Origin of the sequence: Cellulosimicrobium sp. 4261 (assembly GCF_040546915.1) — a bacterium.
GTDB classification, from domain to species: domain Bacteria; phylum Actinomycetota; class Actinomycetes; order Actinomycetales; family Cellulomonadaceae; genus Cellulosimicrobium; species Cellulosimicrobium cinnabarinum.
Window position 1 is genome coordinate 235,197 of the sequence record NZ_JBEPOQ010000004.1, and the last position, 22,123, is coordinate 257,319.

Here is a 22,123-nt window from a genome sequence, read left to right on the forward strand (position 1 = left end):
CGGGGCGGCTCGGGGCCGCGGTACGGCGTCACGCGTCGCCCGAGCGGATGCGCTCGGCCCACTCCACGACCTGGGGGTCGACGTGGTCGAGCACCTCGGACGAGGCCTCGGCCCACTCGGCGCGGTCGATCTCGTGCAGCTCGACGCCGCGCTCGACCAGGAAGTCGACGTTCTCCTGCCGCTCGGCGATCGACGTCTCGCGGTACCAGGAGGAGACGTCGTCGATCTCGGCGTCGACGATCGCGCGGAGGTCGTCGGGCCAGCCCTCGTAGGCGTCGGCCCAGACCTGGAAGTGGAAGTTGCCGAACACGTGCTCGGTGAGCGTGACGTGCGGCGCGACCTCGTAGAACGAGTTGAAGCGCACGACGTCGATCGGGTTCTCCTGGCCCTCGACCGCGCCCTGCTCGATCGCGGGGAACACCTCGCTGAGCGCGAGCGGCATGGGGCTCGCGCCGAGCGCGTGCCACGTGTCGAGGTAGGTCTGCTGGGTCGGGACGCGCAGCTTGAGGCCGCGCGCGTCGGCGAGCTCGGTGACGGGACGCTGCGTGTTGAGCACGCGGCCGCCGCGGTACATCTGGCCGAGCAGCAGGAACCCGGAGTCCTCCCGGATGGCCTCGATGATCTCGTCGCCGAGCGGGCCGTCCCAGACCTCGAGGAACTGGTCCTCGTCCTCGTAGAGGAACGGCACGCCCTCGATCGCGGCGAGGTCCGTGTAGCGCTCGAGCGAGCCGACGGACTCGACGACGATGTCCACGGCCCCGAACTCCAGACCCTCCTGCATGTCCTCCCAGCTCCCGAGCTGGGAGGCGGGGTAGACCTCGATCGTCACGCGGCCGTCGGAGGCGTCGGCGACCTGCTCGGACAGCCGGTTGGCGGCGCGGTCCTGCAGGCTCCCGGCGCCGTACGAGTGGCCGAGGCGGAGCAGCAGGTCGGGCTCGGGGTCGGTCGTCGTGGCGGTGCAGCCGCCGAGGGCGAGCGCGCTCGCGACGACCAGGGCGGCGACGCGACGGTGCGGCGCGGTGGTTCTCTTCCCCACGGGAAGCTCCTTCGTGTGCGGGGCGGGCGAGGGCGCGGGACGCCCTCGCCCGCCGGGGTGCTGGTGCCGGTGGCGGGTGTCGACCGTCGCGCCGGCTAGTACATGCCGGTGAGGACGGGGACGTACGTGACGAGGAACAGCAGGGCGACCGAGACCCCGAGCCACGGGAGCATGTCGCGCAGCGCCCGTTCCGCCGAGATCCCGGCGATCCGGCTCGTGATGAGCAGGTTGATGCCGACGGGCGGCGTGATGAGCCCGATCGCGAGGTTGATGACGACGACGAGCCCGAAGTGGACCGGGTCGACGCCCGCGGCGGTGACGATCGGCAGGAGGATCGGCGTGAAGATGATGATCGCCGCGTTGCCCTCGACGACGGTGCCGATGAGCAGCAGGATCACGTTGGCGACGAAGAGGATGAGCAGCACGTTGTCCGTGAGCCCGAGCACGGCGTCGGCGACGATCTGCGGCGTGCCGCCGGTCACGAGCGCCCACGAGTAGGCCTGTGCCATGGCGATGATGAGCATGATCGCGGCGACGAGCATCGTCGTCTCGCGCATCGCCTTGACGACCCGCTGCCAGGACAGCTCGCGGTAGACGACGACCCCGAGGATCACGGCGATGAGGACCGCGACCGCGCCACCCTCTGTCGCGGTGAAGACGCCGAGCCGGATGCCGCCCAGCACGACGACCGGGATGAGCAGGGCCGGGAGCGCCTTGGCGGCGGTGCGCACGAGCTCGCGCGCGCCCACGCCGCGCTCGGCCGGGTAGCCCTTCTTGCGGGCGACGAGCCAGCCCGTGACCAGGTACACGAGGCCGAACCCGAGGCCGATGTAGAGGCCGTGGAAGAACAGCGCGCTGATCGAGACCTCGGCGGCGACGCCGTAGATGATCATCGTGATGCTCGGTGGGAGCACGAGCGCGACGATCGACGCCGTCGCGGTGACCGACGCCGCGTCGCCGGGCGCGTAGCCGCGACGCAGCATCTGCGGGATGAGGAGGCGGCCGACCGACGACGCGTCCGCGACCGCCGAGCCGGACATGCCGCCGAACGTGATGTTCGTGAGGACGTTGACGGCCGAGAGCCCGCCGCGGATGCGGCCGACGATCGCGTAGGCGAAGTCGATGAGGCGCTGGGTCACGCCGCCCGCGTTCATGAGCGACCCGGCGAGCACGAAGAGCGGGATCGCGAGGAGCGGGAAGGAGCGCATCCCGGCGACGAACCGCTGGGCGCCGACCTCGGGCGGCACGCCCTCGGCGGCGAGGCTCGCGAACGAGGCGAGGCCGACGGCGACGCCCACCGGGGCGCCGATGACGAGGATGAGGAGGAGGAGCCCTCCGAGGATGAGGGGCATGGGTCAGACGTCCTTGTCCTGGGAGGTGGGCGCGACGAGCTGCTCCGCCTCGGCGATGTTCGCCTCCACGGCGTCGTCGGGGGTGTCGAAGTCGCCGCGGAGCGCCTCGACGAGCTTCTCGACCGCGTAGACGCAGGAGAAGCCCATGCCGATCGGCACGACGACGTACATGGCGAGCAGCGTGATGTCCGTGCCCGTCGCGATGGTCAGGCCGGTCATGAGCTGGCGCGCGCCCGTCGGCAGCATCATCGCGGCGTAGACGGCGACGAGGCCGAACAGGCCCGCGGAGAGCGCGTAGCCGAGCGCGACGAACGCGCGGCGAACCTTCCCGCGGAGGCGGTCGAGGAGCAGCGTCACCGCGATGTGCTCGCTGCGGCGCACCGCGACGGGGATCGCCGTCATGACGCACCAGACGAACGCGAGCGTCGCGAACTCCTCGGACCACACGGTCGGGCTGTTGAGCACGTACCGCATGAAGACCTGGAGCACGAGGACGGCGCTCACGAGCGTGATCGCGACGCCCGAGACCACGAACAGCGCGCGCTCGGCGCCGGACAGGACGCCGCGCACGGCGCGGGCCGCGCTCACGGGACCATCACCAGCTTGACGATGTCGCCCGGCCCCTCGGCGGCCATGGTCGTCGTGATGGCGGCGCCCTCCTCCAGGGAGGTCGTGCGGGACACGAGCACGTCGGCGAGCCCGGGGTGGCGCGCGAGGACGTCGAGCGCGGTGCGGAAGTCGTCCTTCGTGTACATGGCCGTGCCGAGCAGGGCGATCTCGCGCACCTGGAGCTGCCCCACCGGGACCGGCACGGGCTGGTTGAACACCGCGACCTGGACGATCGCACCGCCGGGCGCGACGGCCTCGAACGCGCGCTCGACGAGCGCGGGCACGCCCGCGGCGACGAAGACGGCGTCGTACGAGCCGGGCTCGAGCGCGGCGTCGGGCAGGTGGACGCCCGTCGCACCGACCGCGCGCAGCACCTCGTGGACGTGCTCGCGCGGCTCGACGACGTCGACCACCGTGCTGCCGCCGTCGGCGAGCACGCGCGCGACGAGCGCGCCGATCGTGCCGCCGCCCAGCACGAGCGCGCGCTCGCGGCGCCGCTCCCCCAGCTGCGCGACGGCGTGGGCCGCGACCGCGACCGGCTCGGCGAGAGCGAGGTGCTCGTCCGCGACGCCGTCGGGCGCGGGGACCAGCGTGTACGCGGGCACGACGACGTGCTCGGCGAACGAGCCGTCCCACTCGGCGACGCCGAGCATCTGCTTCCTCGCGCACAGGTGGTAGCCGCCCGTCGTGCACAGGTCGCACGTGCCGCACGGGCGCTGCGGGTCGACGACGACGCGGTCGCCGACGACGACGTCGGCGACGTCCGGGCCGACCTCGGCGACGCGACCACCGGCCTCGTGGCCGGAGATCAGCGGCGGGACGCGGAACGGGTGGGTGCCGCGGAGGGCGGCCAGGTCGGAGCCGCACACCCCCGTGGAGGTGACGGCGAGCAGGACCTCGCCGGGGCCGGGGACCGGGCGCGGGATGTCGACCACGTGGGCGGTCCCGGACGTCTCGAATCTGATGGCGCGCATCGTGGAACAGCTCTTTCCCCGCGACTGGGAAGCCGCGTTGCTCTGCGTGCGGGTGAGGGGAGACCTGCCGGCACCGGTGCCCGACGTCGGACGCTCGGCTCGGCAGGTTGAGTGACTGTATCCTGTCATACCAGTTGAGCCAACCCCGTCTCACGACCGCGAGCAGGGACCGCGTCCGGGCAGGTCGTGGCCCCCGTGAGGCAGAATGGCGCGGTCGTCACCCCGAGGAGGAACGGTGCCCGAGCCCGATGCGACGCTGCCGACGAGCGGCATCGTGCGACAGCGCCGACTGTCCGACCAGGTCGCCGACGCGATCCGCGACGACATCCTCGCGCGCGAGCTCCAGCCCGGCGACCGGCTGCCCTCCGAGCGCGAGCTCTGCGAGTCCTACGGCGTCTCCCGCACCGTCGTGCGCGAGGCCGTCCGCGCCCTCACCGCCAAGGGCATCGTCACCGCCACGCCCGGCTCCGGCCTGAGCGTCGGGCGCACCAGCATCGACGACGTCGGCCAGATGCTCCAGATGTTCCTCCACCACGGCCCCAACGTGCCCTACCTCCAGCTCCACGAGGTCCGCGCGACGCTCGAGGTCGCCGTCGCCGGCATCGCCGCGGAACGCATCGACGACGCGGAGCTCACCGGCCTCGCCGACCTCGTCGACCAGCTCCCCGGGCACGCCGACGACATCGTCGCCGCCTCCAAGAACGACTACGCCTTCCACCGCGGCCTCGCCGTCGCGACCGGCAACGACTTCTTCGTCATGCTCTACGACGTGCTCGGCGAAGGGCTCATGGAGACGCGCGTCGCCACGTTCTCCTACGACCCGCGCCGCATCGACGTCGTCACGCGCGCGCACCGCGCGATCGTCGACAACCTCGACGCGCACCGCGCCGACGGCGCCCGCGCCGCGATGCTCGACCACCTCACCGAGGTCCGCGAGACATGGGTGCGCCACCAGGACGGCGCCCCGGCCTGACGGCGCTCGCGGCGACGAGTGGTGCGGCGGTCGCGGCGGACGCGCCGTGGGCGCGCGCCGCTAGGGTCGGGGCGTGATCAAGGTGCTCGTGGTCGACGACGACCCGATGGTGCGACGGCTGCTGCGGACCATCCTGCGGCCCGACGACATCGAGGTCGTCGCCGAGGCCGCCGACGGCGACGAGGTCGTGACGGCCGTGCAGGCGCACCACCCCGACGTCGTGCTCCTGGACCTGCGCATGCCCCGCGTCGACGGCGTGACGGCGACGCGCGCCGTGCGGGCGCTCCCCGACCCGCCCGGCGTCATCGCCATGACGTCGTTCGACACGGAGTCCAGCATCCTCGACGCCGTCCATGCCGGGGCGTCCGGGTTCCTGGCCAAGGACGCGTCCCCCGACGAGATCGTCTCTGCCGTCCGCGCCGTCGCTGCCGGCGACGGCGCGCTGTCGCCCCGCGCGGCGCGCGTCGTCATGGCGCAGGTCACCGCCGCGCCCGGCGCGGCGGGACGCAGGGAGGCCGCACAGCAGGTCGCGACCCTCACCGAGCGCGAGCTCGACGTCGCGCGACTCGTGGCGCAGGGCCTGTCCAACCCCGAGATCGCGCAGCGGCTGTACGTGAGCGAAGCGACGGTCAAGACCCACCTCTCCGCGGCGAGCGCGAAGCTCGGCGTCACGAACCGCGTGCAGCTCGCGGTGCTGGTGTCGCAGTCGGCTGGCAACAGCGCGTAGCCGCTGGCGGGAGCTGTCGAACCCGTCAGACGAAACGGGCACTCTCGGCGAACTTCACCCGACGGACACTTGCCCGTTTGCGGGCCGCCTGGTGAGCTGCCGGCATGGACTCTGCCGTCGAAGCCGCGCTGCGCACCCGCATCATCCAGTGGGTGCACGACCGGGCCGAGGCGAACGGCGGATTCCTCCACCGGGACGAGCTGCTCGACTTCCACATCGACGGCCGCAAGCTCCCGGTCATCGACTACTCGCGCGGCATCCGCAACCCGCAGAGCTTCTCCTCGACGCTGTCGATCGTCAGCTCGGCGAGCGGACCGTACGACGACACCGAGTCCGAGGACGGCCTCCTCCACTACGCGTACCGCGCCGGTGACCCGTGGAGCGGCGACAACCGCAAGCTGCGCGAGGCGATGACGAGCGGGATGCCGCTCATCCTGTTCCGCAAGGAAGTCCCGAACATCTACACCCCGGTCGCCCCGGTGTACGTCGTGGACGACGAGCCGGAGAACAGCCAGTTCCTCATCGCTCTCGACGAGGCCTTCCGGTTCATCCCGGACCCGGCCCATCTCACGACGCCGCAGCGCGAGTACGCGCTCCGGCTCGCCAAGCAGCGACTGCACCAGCCGGCGTTCCGCACCCGCGTCCTCGTCGCCTACGAGACCCGGTGCGCGATTTGCGAGCTCAAGCACGGGGCGCTGCTCGACGCGGCGCACATCGTCCCGGACAGCGAGAAACATGGACTGCCGACCGTGAACAACGGACTCGCCCTCTGCAAGATCCATCACGCCGCGTACGACCAGAACATGCTGGGCGTCACGCCTGACGGCGAGGTCCGGATCGCGCTCGAACTCCTCCGAGAGATTGACGGTCCCATGCTCAAACATGGGCTGCAGGAGATGCACGGGCGACAGCTCAGCGTGCCGCGTCGCTATTCGGAGCGTCCTGACCGAGAGCTGCTCGCCTGGCGCTTCGAGCGCTTCGAAACCGCATAGCGCAGCAGCGCACGACCCTCATTCCTCCCGCCAGAACTGAAAAACACATCTCACCGCCGTCTTGGCGTGTAGCGACTCCTCGCCCTGCCGCTCGAGGACGGCGGCCCAGTCGGTGTTGTCGTTGCCGAGAGGGGTGGCGACCTGGAATCGCGACGGCAGCTTGACGAAGAGCTTGACCTCACTCTGCTTCTCGAGCTGGTTCGCAAACGCCCGCTCGACGTCCGAGTCCGTAACAAGTGACTCGAAGACCGACTTGGCGAATCTCTTCGGCTCCCCGAGCTCGTCGACGATGACGTTCCTGCCTTCGCCAACGTAGCCGGCGAGGTCATCATCGGTGAAGAACTCGTGGGAGTACCACCGCTCATCGTCGGACCGGTCGGCGGGGATCGGCTCGTACTGCACGCCGTCGACTAGGAGCTTCTCCTCGGCGGTCGCGACGTCGGCCTCCCTGACCCGCGCTCGCGCGGCGAGGTCGCTGAGGACGCCGCCTTTTCCGGGAGGAGCTCGGCGAAGCGGTCCGTCCTGAAGTCGAACGTGCGCGAGCTCGTCCCCACCAGATGACCGACGAGCCGGCCGTACAGCTCGACGCGGAGGTCAGCCATCGAGCTTCTCCACGTCGTCCCCGCCTGCCCCGGAGAGGTCGTCGCCGACCGGTTCGTCGATCTCCGCCCACAACCGGACGCCCGTCGCGTCGAGCATGGCGAAGAGGCGATCCATGAGAAGGCCGGGCTTGCCGTTCTCCATCTCCCAGACCCACTTCTGCCCGATGCCGAGCTGGTCGGCCAGCTGCCGCTGGCTCGTCCCACGCAGCAGCCGACCCTGCTGCAAGGCGAAGCCGAGCAGCTCGGGACTCGTGATCTCGATGCGGACCGCCATACCGCCTCCGATGACGTCGATAGTGAAGTCATCCTAGACGACGTCGATATCGAAGTCATGGAGAATGAAGTCAATATCGACGTCGGCGCGGAGCGAGACGCAGCTGACCTCCGGGCGCGAGCCACCCCGCGCCGCCGTCCACCCAGCGCGCGGCAAACCCCACCGAGCGCACGCCGTGAGGGGATGCGGGCCGGTATGGTCAGCGACCGTCGAGCAGTCCCATCGCGACGCCGATCACCAGCACCGCCACGATGACGACGACGCACCACAGCACACCGACGAGCCCAGGCCGGGGCCCATCAGGCCGTCCGCCGCCGTCGGGCGATCTGCCCTCGCCCCGGGAATCGTCGGGCTGTCGGTCCATACCGCCAGGACACCACGCGGGCCGCGGGCGAGCGCGGGCAGGGAGCGGCCGGACCCCGCCGACGCGCGAGCCCCGGCACCGCTCCGTAGTCTCGCGGGATCCCTGGTTCCGGCGAAAGGTGACCCCATGACCGACGCCCCGACCCCTCCCCCGGCGACGGGCCGCATCGTGCTCCTCGGCGCGACGGGCTACACGGGCACGCTCGTCGCGCACGAGCTCGTGGCCCGCGGCGCCCGGCCCGTGCTCGCGGGTCGGTCCCAGGACCGCCTGGACGCGCTCGCCGCGGACCTCGCCGCGACGGCACGGACCGCGGCGGCACCGTCCGCAACGGCACCATCCGCAGCGCCCCGCCACCGCGCAGAGCCCACGGGCTCGCTCGAGGCCGGGAGCCCGTCGTCGGTCACCTCGGCGCGCACGCCGCTCGAGACCGCGGTCGCCGACGTCGACGACGCGCGGACCGTGCGTGCGCTGGTCGGGCCGGGCGACGTGCTGATCTCGACGGTCGGGCCGTTCGGGCGGCACGGCGGTCCGGCGGTCGAGGCCGCGATCGACGCGGGCGCGGTGTACCTGGACTCGACGGGCGAGCCGGCGTTCATCCGGCGCGTGTTCGACGAGCTCGGCCCGCGCGCCCGGCGCACGCGTGCGGCGCTGCTCACGGCGTTCGGCCACGACTGGGTGCCGGGCAACCTCGCGGGGGCGCTCGCGCTCCAGGACGAGGGCGCCGACGCGGTGCGCCTGGAGATCGGCTACTTCCCCACGGGCGGCGGAGTGAGCGGGGGCACGCGCGTGAGCGCGCTGGAGACGGCGCTCGAGCCGTCGTACGCGTGGCGCGACGGCGACCTCCGGACCGAGCGCGTCGCGGCGCGCGTCGTCACGTTCGACGTCGGCCCCGGACGGCGCGTGCGCGGTGTCACCGCGGGTGGGACGGAGCCGTTCACGCTCCCCGGCTTCGCGCCGGGGCTGCGCGACGTCGAGGTGGCGCTGGGCGTGTCCGGCCCCGCGGTGCGGCTCGCGCCCGTGGCGACGGCGGTCGCGACGGCCGCGCTGCGCGTCCCCGGGCTGGGCGACGGCCTGCGGCGCTTCGCCCGCTCGCGCAGCGGGTCGAGCGGCGGTCCGGACGAGGCGGCCCGCGCGGCGTCGCGCACGCACGTGCTCGCGGTGGCGCGCGACGCCGAGGGCAAGGTACTGCGTCGGGCCCGGCTCGACGGTCCCGACGCGTACGACCTCACGGCCCACTACCTCGCGTGGGGCGCGACCCGAGCAGCGGCCGGCGAGACGAACGGGACGGGAGCGCTAGGCCCGGTCCAGGCGTTCGGCCTCCACTCGCTGCTGGCCGCAACCCGCGCCGCCGGCACGACGGTGACAACCAACCGCTGACCACCACGCCCTCACCGCCCGTCGACCACGGGGTTGCCGACCAGAAACAGCCGCAAGAGGTCGCCATCCCCGTGTTCGCCTGGAGAGGGGTGGGCCCGGTGGGGCGGGGCGATCGTAGGATCGGGGTGATGTCTGACCACACGATGGGGGCGCCGTCCGCCCCTCATGACGAATCCCCCCTGCCGCCGTCCGCCGCGCTCGCGCGCAAGACCGCCGACCCGAAGGCCATCCTGCGGCTGGTGGGCAACGACGAGTCCGTCGACGACCTGCCGCGCACGCCCGAGGGGCTCATGGAGCCGCCGTCGGGCGTCGGGACGAAGATCCGCAACGGGGTGCTGCTCGCGCTGCTGTCGGGCGGGTTCGTCTGGCTCGTGACGGTCAACGCGTGGGACCACGACGGCTTCTTCCCGTGGTTCTGGAACGTCGTGTGGACGATCTTCCCGTGGGTCTTCCTCGGCCCGATGTGGGCGGGCTACGCGCGGTCGCTGCGCCGGTCGCGCGACGACGCCCCGCTCTACGCGCAGTACCACCGCGACCGCCTGGCGGCGACGCGCGAGGCCGGGGTCGTGACGGCGTCGGTCACGGATCGGACGGAGTCGGGCGGCGTCGCGCACTGCGCCGTGCGCGTCCGGCACGGGGCGCTGACGACGACGGTCACGCGCCTCGCCCCGGTCACGAACCTCCTCCCGTCGGAGGTCCCGCAGACCGGCGACCCCGTGGTCGTCTGGCGCCTGCCCGGGGAGCGGGTCGTGGTGCAGGCCCGCCGCGACCGCACGCGCGCGCTGCACGACGCCGCCCGGGCCGCGGGCGCGACCGTCGCCGACGCACCGGTCGCCGACGACCCGACGAGCGACGCGGAAGCCCCCGCGTGGGGCTCGCCCACGCGATCGTCGTCCTCGACGACGACCACGTACACGACGACCCGGATGACCCGCGGCGCGGGCACCCCCGAGGTGACCGTGCAGCACGGCGTCGCCGCGGCGCTCGCCGAGCTCGCGAGCCTGCACGCCGCGGGCTCCCTCACCGACGACGAGTTCACCGCCGCCAAGCGGATGCTCCTCGGCGGCTCCTGAACCGACGAGCCCCCGAGCCGCCGAGCACGAGGTTGCTGGCGGGATCGCCGCGAGAACGACAGCGACGTCGTGCTCGGCGCCGACCCGGCAGACTGTCCTCCGTGAGCAGCAGCCGCCGACCCCGGCAGCCGTACCGGCCGACGATGGTGTGGACCGCGGTGCGCGGCGGCGTCCGTGGTCGCGAGCGCCTGACGCCCGTCGTCGACTACCTCGCGGTGCTGCTGATCCTGCTCGCGCTGTGCGGCGGCGCGGTGGCGTTCGCGGTGTGGCTCCTGCGGAACGACGAGGGGTTCGCGGCCGCCCTGATCGGCATCGTCGCCCTCGCCTTCGGCGGCGGGCTGCTGGCGTACGTGCGCGGGCCGTCGAAGCACGCGGTCGTGCTGCGGCCGCACGAGGTCGAGCTCCCGGTGGGCCGCGCGGAGGTGGTCCGGGTCGTCGTGCGGTGGGACGACGTCGCGCGCGTCCACGTCGTCCGGGGCGAGGGGCGCCCGTCGCTCCGGGTCGAGCTGCACGACGGCGCACGGGCGCGCCACGCGGAGGGCGAGGACCTGCTCCAGGGTCGGCCCGCGCACGGACCGGACCCCGATCCCGTCGTCGTGACGGACGCCGAGGCGGTCGCGCGCGTCCTGCGGCACCTGCTCGCCCACCCGGAGGACCGCGCGCGCCTCGCCCAGCGCGGCGGGCTCGGGATCGTCCTGGCCTTCGTCCGTCCGGTGTACGGCGAGCCGCCGGCCTGACCGGTCCGCGCGGCGTCGGGCAGCCCGGCCGCCCTGCCCACAGCCCGACGGCGAGGCACGCCCCTCCCGGGCGTCCCCTCCCAGCGGGGCAGGCCGAGCACGACCCTGCGCGCGGTCGAGAACGACTCTCTCGTCGGGATACCGCCCCAGGCGACAGCAACGTCGTGCTCGGCGCACCGGGGGTGTCTCTCGGACCCGGGGTGGGCCGGGGACGACGACGGCCCGGGCCCGCTCCTGGAGGGAGCGGGTCCGGGCCTTCGCCGGTCGGACGTGCTGTGGGACGGGTGCTGTCAGCGGCGACCGATGTCGGACAGCTGGGCCGCCGTGATGACGAGGTCGCGCTCGGCGTCGTCGAGGACGCCGTCGAGGACGAGGTCCTCGGTCACGAGGCTGACGTGGTCCACGAACTCGCGGTGCGTCGCGTACTCGTCGTTCTCGGCGACGTGGTCGTTGACCGTGCAGCCGGTGCCGTCGTCGTAGTTCTGCACCGTGCTGTCGTGGCCGTCGATGATCACCGTCGGACGGATGTCCGACCCGACGCAGCGGTCCCGCACGAGCTTGAGGACCGTGAAGGTCACCTCGCCGCTCGTGACGTTGCCGACGCCGTCGACCGCGCGGTACCGGACCACGTGCTGGCCGTCGGCCGCGAACGCGACCGGGGCCGCGTAGCGCTGCCACGCGCCGTCGTTGGCCTGGAACTCGATGCGGTCCACGCCGGACTCCTCGTCGACCGCCGTGAGCGTGACGCGCGCGCTCGCGACGAAGTCGCCGTCGCGGGTGCGGCTGCCGCTGACGCCCGCCGTGACGACGGGGCCGTCGGTGTCGCCGCCGGGCTCCTCGCCGCCCGCGATGACGAACGTGACCGTCTTCGGGGCGGACACGTTGCCCGCGACGTCCGTCGCGCGGTAGGTCACCGTGTGCGACCCGGGGGTCCGCACGGAGATCTGCTTGGCGTACGGGGCCCACTCGCCGCCGTCGAGCTGGTACTCGACCGACGCGACGCCGGAGTCGGCGTCCTTCGCGAGGAGGCGCACGAACACGTTGTCGAGGTACTCGCCGGCCTCGTTCTTGTCGCCGCCCATGACGCGGTGGTCGACGGTCGGGGCGACGGTGTCGCCGCCCTGGCCCGCGACGACGTCGAACGTGACGGTCGCCGGCTCGCTGACGTTCCCCGCGACGTCGGTCGCGCGGTAGGCGAGCGTGTGGCGGCCGGGCTCGTCGACGACGACGGCCTCGGTGTACTCGGTCCAGCCCGCGCCGTCGAGGTCGTACTCGACGGACGCGACGCCCGAGCCGTCGTCCGTGGCGGTGAGCAGCACGGACGCGGAGCCGACGTAGGCGCCGTCCTCGTCCTGCTGGCCGCTGAGCTCGGTCGCGACGATCGGGGCCGTCGTGTCCTCCTCGGCTTCCGCCACCACGACGAACTCGGTGACGGTCTCCTCGGAGACGTTGCCCGCGACGTCGGTGGCCCGGTAGACGAGCGTGTGCTCGCCGGGCTCGTCGACGACGACCGGCTCGGTGTACGGCTGCCAGCCGGCGCCGTCGAGGTCGTACTCGACGCTCTCCACGCCGGACGCGTCGTCCGTCGCGGTCAGCGTCGCGGTGGCGGACCCGACGAACGCGCCGTTGCCGTCCTGCGTGCCGGTGACCTCGGCGGTGACGGTCGGGGCGGTCGTGTCGTCCTCGCCGCCGCCGGCGACGACGGTGAACGTCACGGAGCCGACCTCGGACACGTTGCCCGCGACGTCGGTCGCCCGGAAGGACACGGTGTGCTCGCCGACCTCGGTGAACGGCACCGTGGTCGTGTACGGGAGCCATGCGCCGCCGTCGACCTGGTACTCGACGGACGCGACGCCCGAGCCCTCGTCCGTGGCGTGGAGCATGAACGCGGCGGTGCCGACGTAGGCGCCGTCCTCGTCCTGCTGCCCCATGACCATGGGCTCGACGACCGGGGCGGTCGTGTCCTCCTCGACGTCGCCCTCGACGACGGTGAAGCTCGCGGTCTGCGCCTCGGACGTGTTGCCCGCGGCGTCGGTCGCGCGGAACTGGAGCGTGTGCGCGCCGACGGCGTCGACGACGAACGGCTCCGTGTAGGCCTGCCAGCCCGCGCCGTCGAGGTCGTACTCGACCCCGGCCACGCCCGAGTCGTCGTCGGTCGCGTCGAGCGTCACGGTCGCGCCGCCCACGTAGGCGCCGTCGCCGTCCTGCTCGCCGGTGACGAGCGCGGTCACGGACGGGGCCGTGGTGTCCTCGCCGCCGGTGCCGCCGTCGGTGACGACGAGCTCGCCCCACATCTCGCCGTGCCCGGGGATGGCGCAGAAGTAGCGGTACTTGCCCGGGGTGAAGGTGACCTGCGCCTCGTGCCGCCCGCCGTTCGCGTCGAACGGGCTCGCGAGGATGTTGAGGTTCACGTCGTGGTTGTAGCCGGGCGACGACGTGTCGAACGTGAGCGTGTGGCTCATGCCGAACGTGCTGCCGGTCGCGATGCTGTTCTCGAACACGATCGTGGCGGGGCCCGCCTCGGCCGTGGCCGGGAAGGCCTTGTAGTCGGTCACGCTGTTGTCCGCGGTCCACGTGAGGACCTGCTCGGCCGCGACGGTGGCGTCGGCGACGGAGAAGACGGACGACGGCGCTGCCGTCCCTGCGGGGGACGCGGACGCCGGCGCGACGGTGAGGACCGTCGTCGCGGTGAGCCCGGCGACCGTGGCGGCGAGGAACCGCCGCGCGCCGCGGCGGCGGACGCCGCCGGGACTGGTACGTCGTTCCATGAGGGTGCACTCCTCGGGGGGTGTCTCGGGGAAGGTTCTGGGAGTTCTGGGGTGCTGTCGGACTGCGGGGTACGGGCGGGGACGGCCTGACCGGCCGCCCCCGCCCGGCGGTGCTACAGGTCCGCGACCCGGATGTCGCGGAACTCGATGAGGTCCGCGTTCCCGTGGTTCTGGAGCCCGATGAACCCGCTGTCGAACTGGCGCAGGTCGGTCGGCGGGTCACCGGCGCGGGACGACTGCTGTCCCGGGGTGTTCTCCCACTCGTTGATGACGACGCCGTTGCGGATGATCGTGTACTGCTGGCCGACCACCCGGATCTCGTACTCGTTCCACTCGCCCTTCGGCTTCTCGCCGCCGGTGTTCAGGCCGAGCGGGTCGAAGTTGTAGACCGAGCCGGTCTTCTGCGGCTCGCCCGTCGGACCGTCGTAGATCTGGATCTCGTGACCGCACGAGATCGCGACCCACGCGGGCGACTGGTTGGCCGCGCACGGCACGTCGCCCGGGTCGTTCGGGTTCGGGAACCGGGTGAACACGCCCGTGTTGGCGTGGTGGTCACCCGCGGAGACGTCGCGGTACAGGAGCTTCACGGAGAAGTCCCCGAGCTCCTCGCCCGCGTACCAGAGCATCCCGAGGCCGCCGCTCGACTTCAGCGAACCGCCCGGCTCGAGCGTGAACTTGCCGCTCGGTGCCTGGAACCAGTCGTACAGCGACTCCTGCGTGCCGTCGAAGATCGTGCGGTACCCGCCCGGGTCCACGCCGATCTGGGACCGCGCCGCGGCGTCGACGAGGCGAGCACGCTCGCGCTCGTCGATCCGGCTGTCGTCGTACAGGCTCTTCGCGACCGACTCGACGTGCGCCAGGAACCGGGCGTGGGTGCGCCACTCCTTCTCGTCCTGGAACAGGTCGTTCATCGTGCAGGCGCCGAGGTCGAGGTTCTCGACCGTGGAGTCGACGTCGCCGAAGAACACGGTCTCGCGCTCGTCGGGCAGGGTGCACGACGGCGAGCCGTCGGTCGTGACGGTGGCCGTCGAGCCGTCCGCGTACGTGACGGTGAGCTTGGCCTCGTAGGTCCCGATGCGGGGGTACTTGTGCTTCGGGTTGGCCTGGCGCGAGGTCTTGCCGTCGCCGAACTCCCACAGGTAGGAGACGCCGCCGGACCGCGCACCCGTGAACTGCACCGTGAGCGGGTCGCCCTGGATGCTCGTCGCGGACGCGGCCGGGGCCGGGGTCGGGGCCCCGCCCTGGTACGTGATCCGCATGAGCTTCTGGTTCGGGTCGAGGCTGAAGAAGCCGCCCGCGTAGTCGACCAGGTACAGCGCGCCGTCCGGACCGAACTTCGCGTCCATCCAGCTCTGGAGCAGCCCGTCACCGCGGCCGCCCGGGATGATCTGGCGCAGGTCCTCCATGAACGCCGGGGCGCCCTGCTCCTCGACGGCGTCCGGGTCGACCGTCACCGCGACGCGGTTGTTCGAGTTCGACTGGTCACCGATGAACCACTTGCCCTCCCAGTACGACGGCCACGCGACGTCGGACTCGGGGTCGACCTGCGACTGGCGGTAGGTCGGACCGGACATGACGGCCTGGCCGCCGCCCCGCAGCCACGGGATGGTGTAGGTCGCCTCGTCGTCCTCGTACGTCGGGATGCCGTTGCCGCGGTCCGGGAAGACCGGTCCGCCGCCCGAGGGCGAGTACCAGATCATGTTGTCCCGCACCGGCGGGAGGTCCACGAGGCCCGTGTTGCGCGGCGACGTGTTCTTCGGGTTGTCGCAGTCGTACCAGCCGGTGAGGACGTTCGCGTCCTCGTTGCTCCGGTCACGGTACGGCTGCTTGTTGCCCATGCAGTAGGGCCAGCCCTGGTTGCCCGCGGACGTGATGATCGTCGCGGTCTCGTACTTCGCCGGGCCGAGCTCGGGGCTCGGGCTGCCGGCGTCCGGGCCCACCCAGGCCGCGGTCAGCCAGTCGGTGTCCGGGTCGATCTGGAGGCGCGAGATGTTGCGCACGCCCATGACGTAGATCTCCGGGCGCGTCTTGTCCGCGGGGTACTCGCCCACCGGGAACAGGTTGTCGTCCGGGATCGTGTACGTGCCGTCGTCCTCGGGGTGGATCCGCAGGATCTTCCCGTTGAGGTCGTTCGTGTTGCCCGACGTGCGGCGCGCGTCCTGGAAGCTGATCCCCGCGTACTCCTGCGTCCAGTTGTTGCCGGAGTACCCGTTCGACCCGCCGGACGAGTTGTTGTCGCCCGAGCCGACGTAGAGGTTGCCCTCGCTGTCGAACGCCATGCCGCCACCCGCGTGGCAGCAGCTGTGGATCTGCGTCTCCCACTCGAGCAGGTCGACCCGCGTGCTCTGGTCGATCGTCGGGGTCTCGGGGTCGTAGGTGAACCGCGAGACGGTCCGGTAGCCGACGCGACGCTCGCGGTCGATGTTCTCGTGCGGCATCCAGTACACGTAGAGCCAGTTGTTGGTCGCGAAGTCGGGGTCGGGCACGATGCCGAGCAGCCCCTCCTCGTTCTTCACGAGCTCGTCGCCGCTGCCGCGGTTGCCCATGACGTCGAGCGTCGTGAGCAGCTTCGCCTCACCCGTCTCCGGGTCCCACTGGTGGATCGTGCCGCAGCCGAGGCCCACGTTCGGGTCGCTCCACGGGACGATCGGGCCGGTCGCGCAGGCGCCGCGGCCGATGTAGAAGACCGTGCCGTCGGGGGCGATCGTCAGGCCGTGCTGCTCGCCGTTCTGGTCGAGCGTGCCGGCCGTGTTCACCTGGGAGAGGCGCTCCGCCTTGTAGTTCGACGCGATGGTCGCCTGGCAGTCGCCGCGCACCACGCCCGTCGTCCACTGGAGCGCACCGAGCAGGTGCTCGCGGAACGTCGCGTCCGCCCAGCTCTCGGGCGTGCCGCCCATGCCGGTGAAGAACGACCGGCCGCCGTCGTAGTCGCGGCACCACGAGACGGGCTGGAACGGGTTCGTCGTCGGGCCGGCGTCGGGGCCGGGCTCGAGCGTCGCGACCGTGTGCACGTCACCGGTCGGGTCGTCGGCCCAGTCGAGCCACCGGTCCTCGCGGTCCCACGTGAGCGGGAGGTCCGCCGTCGCGGGGTGCTGGCGGTCGACCAGGTCGACCGTGCGCTCCTCGAGCGGGATCTCCGGGTCGGGCTGCTCGACGGAGTCGGGGCCGAAGATCGAGAGCTCCGCGAGCTGGATCTCGGCGTCGCCGGAGTTCGCGGTGACGTCCAGCCGGTACCAGCCGTACGCGGTCTCGTTCGCGACGTCGAACGTGCGCGGCTGGAAGCGCTGCGGGAAGTCCTCGTCGGTGCGCGTGTCGAGGTCGACCCACGTCTGCCCGTCGGTCGAGCCCTGGAGCTTCCAGTTCTTCGGGTCGCGGCCCGCGGAGTCGTTCGCCGACGTGATGCCGTACTTCACCACCGCGACGGGCTGCTCCATGCGCAGCGTGAGCTGGCCCGTGCGGGCGAACGTCAGCCACTTGGTGTTGGGGTCGCCGTCGACGGCCTTGGCCGGCGTCTCGGCGGCCGGGCTGCGGCCGGTGCCGGTCGCCTCGGCGACCTTCTCCGCCGTCATCGTCGCGCCCTTGATCCGGGCGCCGACGAGGCCCTCGAACCACTTCGAGGCCTCCTGCGAGCGCGCGGCGTCGCGCACGCCGAGGAATCCGCCGCCGCCGTTGATGTACGCCTGGAGGGCGGCCTCCTGCTCGCCGCTCAGCTCGATGCCCTCCGCGGAGAGCATGACGACGCCGCGGTACTCGCCGAGCGTCGCCGCGCTGATCATCTCCGGGTCGGACGTCGCCTCGACCTCGAAGCCGTTGGCGGCCCCGATCTCGGTGACCGCCGCCGTCGCGTCGACGACGGGGTCGGTCTGCTCGTCGGGCGCGCCGTGGAACACGAGCACGCGCACGGGCGCGGCTGCGGCGGCCGGCGCGGCGGCGACGGACCCCGCCGCGAGGGACCCGCCCGCGCTGACCGCGGTGGTCGGTGCGGTGGCGCCGGTCTGGGCCGCCGCCGGGAGGACGGCGGCGCTCGCGACGAGCGCGACGCCCGTCAGGCCGACGGTCAGGGCCCGTAGTGCCCCCGGTCGGGAGCGCCCCCTCGTGGGGGGTGTCGATCGTCTGGAAAGCACTCTCCAACTCCTTCGTCATCGGTGCGACGCCCCCGGACGGACCGGGAGCGGTCCTGCTGGTGCGGGACGGGCCGGCGGCCCGCCCCGCCTCACCGCCACGCGGTCAGTGGCCGGCGTGGCCCGTGAGGTCGACGACGGCCGGGCCGGAGCCACCGCCGGCCGGACCGCCGGGGGCGGTGGCCGGGGCGCTCGTCGTCGCGGCGGTGCCGGACGGCGCGGCCCCGGACGGGGCCGACGTGGTGTGGCTGCCGTGCCCCTGGAACCGGTCGATCGACTCCTGCGCGCCCGGCGGCATCGACCCGTCGGCGTTGCGCACGAGGAAGATCCCCGCCATGCCGCCGTCGGAGTGGAACTGGACGTGGCAGTGGTACATCCACGCACCGGGGCCGACGCCGAGCCCGGCGACGACCTGGAACCCGAACGCGTCGCCCGGGTTGAGGTCCCGGTTGTCGACGACCTGGCTCGGGTCGTACTGGTCCGCGAGCAGGCCGGTGCGGTTGTTCGCCCAGCGGTGCGCGTGGAGGTGGAAGGTGTGGAGCTGGTTGCCGTGGCCGATGCAGATGAACTCGACGCGCTCGCCGAGCTTCGCCTCGAACATCGGCGTGTCCGGCGCGACCTTGTTGTTGATGGTCATGTCGTTGAAGACCATCGTGAACTGCTTCTGCGGCAGCACGTCGCCGACCCGGCGCACGACGAGCGCACCGTAGAGGCCCGCCGCGAGGCCCTGCGTGCCGTGCTCGCCCCACGCGTGGTCGTGGTAGTGCCAGTAGCCCGCGCTGCCGGGCATCCAGATGCCGCGGTCGCGCGCCATCTTCACGGTCGACCACGTGTACGTCCGCGTCTCGCCCGGCTCGTTGAACGAGTTGTTGAACGTGCTGCCGTCGCTGTTGACGTCGTAGTTGACGCCGTGCGGGTGGATGGACAGGCGCTTGTCCGTCGTGTTGACGAGCGTGATCTCGAGGGTCTCGCCCTCCCACATCTCGAGGATGGGCCCGGGGACGGTCGCCTTGCCGCGCTCGAGCCCGTACCCGACGAGGGTGTCGGAGATCCGCTCGGCGTACATGGTGATCTTGCGGACGCCGGTGGCTGCGGTGACGGTCGTCGCGGCGGCGGCGGGGGGCGCCGCGGCGACGCTGCCGCCGGCTCCGAGCAGGAGCGCGGCGGCGGGGCTGGCAGCGACGACGCCGGCCCCGGCGAGCAGGGCCCGCCTCGAGAGCGGCCTCGGCGCCGTCTCGGTCGTCGGGTCGGGCATGGGGGACTCCTTCCGGGCGTACGGGGTCGTCCGGGCGGTCCGCGGCGCGCCGGACCGGCGGGACGGCGGTCGCCGCCCCGCGTGCCGGCGCGCTCGGGCGCGCGGAGGTTCCCCGAGGTGGTGCGGGGGGACTCTGGGCAGCAGGACTGGGTGGTGTGGGGGTGTCCCGCGGTCGCAGAGGGTTGAGAGGGTGCTCGGTTGTGTGGGGCTCGACCCGGGTCGGTGGGAGACCGGCCGTGGGGCGAGGTCCGGGGCCGCCATGGCCCCCGCCGGGGTGCGCGTCGGTGCGTACCGCTCGGCTGTCGGTCCGGACGACGGGCTCCCCTGCGCCGACGTCCGGCCCCCTGGTGGGTTCCAGGGGCAACGAGGTTCATGACACCGCAGTCAGTGCATGGATGTCAACAGGTAGGCGAAAGTTGTGTCGACAACAAGCAAAAGTCCCCGGCCGATCGACACTTGTCCCCGGAGCGGCTCTCGACGGGCCTCCGACCCGTCCCGGACGGGTGTGCGTCGGCCGGTCGTGGTGGAGTGACCGCGTGACTCGCGACCTCCCCGCGTGGTCCGTCCGGGAGTCGGCCCTCGACGTCGACGACCCGGCCACGGCCGCGTCCCTCCTGTCCCTCGCCAACGGGTACGTCGGCGTCCGCGGCACGCTCGACGAGGCGGACCCCGACGACGACCCCTCGACCCTCGTCGCCTCCGTGCACGAGGAGTTCGAGCAGACGTACGCGGAACGCGCGTACGCCTACCCCGAGGTCGAGGAGCGCCTCGTGCCGGTCGTCGACGCGTGGCGGGTCGGCTGGTCCGTCGACGGCGAGCCGGTCGACGTCCGGACCGACGACCCCGCCGGTCCCGACGGGACGGTCGAGGCGCACGAGCGCGTGCTCGACCTGCGCCGGGGCGTGCTGCGGCGCGAGCTGCGCTGGACCGCGCCGTCGGGCGGGAGCGTCACCCTGCACAACGAGCGGCTCGTCCCGCTCACCCGGCGCGAGGTCGTCGCGTCGCGCTGGCGCGTGCACGCGCACGGCGACGTCACCGTCACCCTGCGCCCGGTGCCCGGCTGCGCCCACGGCGGGCAGGACCCCGGCCGCGAGGCGCCCGGGCTGGTCACCGTCTCGTGCCGGCACGACGCCGAGGGGTCGTCCGTGCGGCAGCGCACCGTGCGCTCGGAGCGCGGCGTCGCCGTCGAGACCGCGCACCTCGCCGACGCGGCGGACGGCGTCCGCCCGCGCTGGCACCACCGCGGCGGCGCCGCCGTCCTCACCGTCGACCTGCGCACCGACGAGTGGCTGGAGGTCGTCGTCCTCGCCGCCTACGCGGGCGGCGCCGACGCCGACGCGCTCCCCGCGCACGCGCACTCCGTGCTCGCCGCGGCCGTCGACGCGGGCTGGGACGCGCTCGAGCGCGAGCAGGCCGACGCCCTCGCCGTGGTCTGGGAGCGGGGCGACGTCGAGCTCGACGGGGACGACGAGATGCAGCAGGCGCTGCGGCACGCCCTGTTCCAGGTGGTCCAGGCGTCGGCGCGCGTCGAGGGCGTGGGCGTGCGCGCCAAGGGCCTCACGGGCACCGGCTACGCGGGCCACGCCTTCTGGGACTCGGACACCTTCGTGCTCCCCGTCCTGGACCACGTGCTGCCCGACGCCGCGGCCGCGCACCTGCGCTGGCGGCACGCCACCCTCCCCCACGCGTGCGAGCGGGCCGCCGAGCTGGGCCTGCCCGGCGCCGCGTTCCCGTGGCGCACCATCAGCGGACGCGAGTCGTCGGGCTACTGGCCCGCGGGTACCGCCGCGTTCCACGTCGCCTCGGCCGTCGCGCTCGCCGCCGTCCGGCACGTCGCCGCCACGCACGACGACGAGCTCGCCCGGGACGTCGCCGTCGACCTCGCGGTGCAGACGGCGCGGCTGTGGGCCGGGCGGGGCCACCACACCGCCGCCGGCTTCCGCATCGACGGCGTGACCGGGCCCGACGAGTACACCGCCGTCGTCGACAACAACACGTACACCAACCTCATGGCCCGCAAGAACCTGCGCGCGGCGGACGAGCTGTGCGAGCGGTTCCCGGAGCAGGCGGCGCGGCTGGACGTCACCGCCGACGAGCGCGCGGGGTGGCGGCGCGCGGCCGACCGGATGGTCGTCCCGTACAACGCGGAGCTCGGCGTGACGGAGCAGTCGCAGGACTTCACGCGCCACGCCCACTGGGACTTCGAGTCGCGCGGCACCGCGCGGTTCCCGCTCGACGACCACGTGCACTACGTCGAGCTGTACCGGCGGCAGGTCGTCAAGCAGGCCGACCTCGTGCTCGCCCTGCACGCCGCACCCGAGGAGTTCACGCCCGAGCAGCGCCGCCGCGACTTCGACTACTACGAGCCGCTCACCGTCCGCGACTCGTCCCTGTCCGCGCCCGTGCAGGCGGTCGTCGCCGCGGAGATCGGGTACGTCGAGCTCGCGTACGACTACGCGCGCGAGTGCGCGCTCCTCGACCTGTGCGACCTGCGCGCGTCGACCGACGGCGGGCTGCACGTCGCGTCGCTCGCGGGCGCCTGGACGGCCGTCGTCACGGGGATCGTGGGGCTGCGGCACGACGACGACGGGCTCCGCCTCGCGCCCCGCCTCCCGGCGCGGCTCACGCGGCTCGCGCTCGCCGTCCACCACGGGGACGCCCGGGCGCGCGTCGAGGTCCGGGCCGACGGCGTCACGTACCGCCTCGAGTCCGGCGAGCGGCTGCGGGTCGTGCACGACGACGAGCCCTTCGAGCTCACGCCCGAGCACCGGGTCCTCGAGCGACCGCTGCTCGCCGGCATCCAGGACCCGCCGCCCGCGCAGCCGCCGGGGCGCGCACCGCTCTTCGCCGCCCCGTAGGTGGACGTCCCCGCGACGGGCCCGGTGGCCG

The 22,123-nt window shown here is 73.0% G+C and carries 16 protein-coding genes; 7 read left to right on the top strand and 9 right to left on the bottom strand.

Annotation, left to right across the window (positions count from 1 at the left end; translation table 11 throughout):
* Positions 1-28: 28 nt before the first annotated feature.
* The 4 genes from ABIE39_RS07410 to ABIE39_RS07425 all read right to left on the bottom strand — a co-directional run bounded on the left by ABIE39_RS07410 (position 29) and on the right by ABIE39_RS07425 (position 3,971).
* Complete coding sequence (locus ABIE39_RS07410) at positions 29-1,036, bottom strand: TRAP transporter substrate-binding protein (RefSeq protein ID WP_021482372.1); 1,008 nt, start codon at positions 1,034-1,036, stop codon at positions 29-31.
* A gap of 95 nt (positions 1,037-1,131) precedes the next feature.
* On the bottom strand, positions 1,132-2,388 hold the full coding sequence (locus ABIE39_RS07415; protein ID WP_209828853.1) for a TRAP transporter large permease: 1,257 nt from the start codon (positions 2,386-2,388) through the stop codon (positions 1,132-1,134).
* A gap of 3 nt (positions 2,389-2,391) precedes the next feature.
* The gene (locus ABIE39_RS07420; RefSeq protein WP_074803496.1) at positions 2,392-2,976 is read right to left on the bottom strand and encodes a TRAP transporter small permease; all 585 of its coding nucleotides are present in this window, start codon (positions 2,974-2,976) and stop codon (positions 2,392-2,394) included.
* Positions 2,973-3,971 carry a zinc-dependent alcohol dehydrogenase gene (locus ABIE39_RS07425; protein ID WP_354051112.1) on the bottom strand — a complete coding sequence of 333 codons (999 nt, stop codon included), beginning with the start codon at positions 3,969-3,971 and terminating at the stop codon, positions 2,973-2,975. Before ABIE39_RS07425 ends, ABIE39_RS07420 begins: the two co-directional genes overlap by 4 nt.
* A gap of 235 nt (positions 3,972-4,206) precedes the next feature.
* Between ABIE39_RS07425 and ABIE39_RS07430 the strand changes: the two genes are divergently transcribed.
* From ABIE39_RS07430 to ABIE39_RS07440, 3 genes are all read left to right on the top strand, one after another.
* Positions 4,207-4,944: a FadR/GntR family transcriptional regulator gene (locus tag ABIE39_RS07430; protein WP_021481974.1), complete on the top strand. Its 738-nt coding sequence runs from the start codon at positions 4,207-4,209 to the stop codon at positions 4,942-4,944.
* Positions 4,945-5,017: 73 nt separating this feature from the next.
* Complete coding sequence (locus ABIE39_RS07435) at positions 5,018-5,671, top strand: response regulator (RefSeq protein WP_354051114.1); 654 nt, start codon at positions 5,018-5,020, stop codon at positions 5,669-5,671.
* A gap of 104 nt (positions 5,672-5,775) precedes the next feature.
* Entirely contained in the window at positions 5,776-6,663 is an 888-nt protein-coding gene (locus ABIE39_RS07440) for an HNH endonuclease (RefSeq protein ID WP_175009661.1), read from the top strand.
* Positions 6,664-6,681: 18 nt separating this feature from the next.
* On the opposite strand, the gene ABIE39_RS07445 is transcribed toward ABIE39_RS07440, so the two are convergent.
* Positions 6,682-7,065, bottom strand: coding sequence for a restriction endonuclease (locus ABIE39_RS07445; protein WP_354051116.1), 384 nt, complete (start codon positions 7,063-7,065; stop codon positions 6,682-6,684).
* A 192-nt stretch (positions 7,066-7,257) separates the two neighbouring features.
* Positions 7,258-7,539, bottom strand: a complete 282-nt coding sequence (locus ABIE39_RS07450; protein WP_257416484.1) for a helix-turn-helix domain-containing protein — start codon at positions 7,537-7,539, stop codon at positions 7,258-7,260.
* Positions 7,540-8,029: 490 nt separating this feature from the next.
* On the opposite strand from ABIE39_RS07450, the gene ABIE39_RS07455 reads away from it, so the two are divergent.
* From ABIE39_RS07455 to ABIE39_RS07465, 3 genes are all read left to right on the top strand, one after another.
* Positions 8,030-9,280, top strand: coding sequence for a saccharopine dehydrogenase family protein (locus ABIE39_RS07455; RefSeq protein WP_354051118.1), 1,251 nt, complete (start codon positions 8,030-8,032; stop codon positions 9,278-9,280).
* 128 nt (positions 9,281-9,408) lie between these two features.
* Positions 9,409-10,353, top strand: a complete 945-nt coding sequence (locus ABIE39_RS07460) for a hypothetical protein (RefSeq protein ID WP_354051120.1) — start codon at positions 9,409-9,411, stop codon at positions 10,351-10,353.
* A 101-nt stretch (positions 10,354-10,454) separates the two neighbouring features.
* Positions 10,455-11,090, top strand: coding sequence for a glycosyltransferase (locus ABIE39_RS07465; RefSeq protein ID WP_354051121.1), 636 nt, complete (start codon positions 10,455-10,457; stop codon positions 11,088-11,090).
* 290 nt (positions 11,091-11,380) lie between these two features.
* On the opposite strand, the gene ABIE39_RS07470 is transcribed toward ABIE39_RS07465, so the two are convergent.
* The 3 genes from ABIE39_RS07470 to ABIE39_RS07480 form a co-directional block, all read right to left on the bottom strand.
* Positions 11,381-13,858, bottom strand: coding sequence for an OmpL47-type beta-barrel domain-containing protein (locus ABIE39_RS07470; RefSeq protein ID WP_209828916.1), 2,478 nt, complete (start codon positions 13,856-13,858; stop codon positions 11,381-11,383).
* 113 nt (positions 13,859-13,971) lie between these two features.
* Positions 13,972-17,982 carry a ThuA domain-containing protein gene (locus ABIE39_RS07475; RefSeq protein WP_354051123.1) on the bottom strand — a complete coding sequence of 1,337 codons (4,011 nt, stop codon included), beginning with the start codon at positions 17,980-17,982 and terminating at the stop codon, positions 13,972-13,974.
* 103 nt (positions 17,983-18,085) lie between these two features.
* Positions 18,086-19,234 carry a multicopper oxidase domain-containing protein gene (locus ABIE39_RS07480; RefSeq protein ID WP_175009667.1) on the bottom strand — a complete coding sequence of 383 codons (1,149 nt, stop codon included), beginning with the start codon at positions 19,232-19,234 and terminating at the stop codon, positions 18,086-18,088.
* Between the two features lie 536 nt (positions 19,235-19,770).
* Between ABIE39_RS07480 and ABIE39_RS07485 the strand changes: the two genes are divergently transcribed.
* Positions 19,771-22,092 (top strand): glycoside hydrolase family 65 protein, encoded by a 2,322-nt coding sequence (locus tag ABIE39_RS07485; protein ID WP_354051124.1) that lies wholly within the window; start codon positions 19,771-19,773, stop codon positions 22,090-22,092.
* Positions 22,093-22,123 lie beyond the last annotated feature (31 nt).

Excerpts from the sequence above, each read along its gene's own strand:
- ABIE39_RS07415 (WP_209828853.1), bottom strand. The coding sequence starts at position 2,388 with ATGCCCCTCATCCTCGGAGGGCTCCTCCTCCTCATCCTCGTCATCGGC.
- ABIE39_RS07425 (WP_354051112.1), bottom strand. The coding sequence starts at position 3,971 with ATGCGCGCCATCAGATTCGAGACGTCCGGGACCGCCCACGTGGTCGAC.
- ABIE39_RS07440 (WP_175009661.1), top strand. The coding sequence starts at position 5,776 with ATGGACTCTGCCGTCGAAGCCGCGCTGCGCACCCGCATCATCCAGTGG.
- ABIE39_RS07450 (WP_257416484.1), bottom strand. The coding sequence starts at position 7,539 with ATGGCGGTCCGCATCGAGATCACGAGTCCCGAGCTGCTCGGCTTCGCC.
- ABIE39_RS07455 (WP_354051118.1), top strand. The coding sequence starts at position 8,030 with ATGACCGACGCCCCGACCCCTCCCCCGGCGACGGGCCGCATCGTGCTC.
- ABIE39_RS07460 (WP_354051120.1), top strand. The coding sequence starts at position 9,409 with ATGTCTGACCACACGATGGGGGCGCCGTCCGCCCCTCATGACGAATCC.
- ABIE39_RS07470 (WP_209828916.1), bottom strand. The coding sequence starts at position 13,858 with ATGGAACGACGTACCAGTCCCGGCGGCGTCCGCCGCCGCGGCGCGCGG.
- ABIE39_RS07480 (WP_175009667.1), bottom strand. The coding sequence starts at position 19,234 with ATGCCCGACCCGACGACCGAGACGGCGCCGAGGCCGCTCTCGAGGCGG.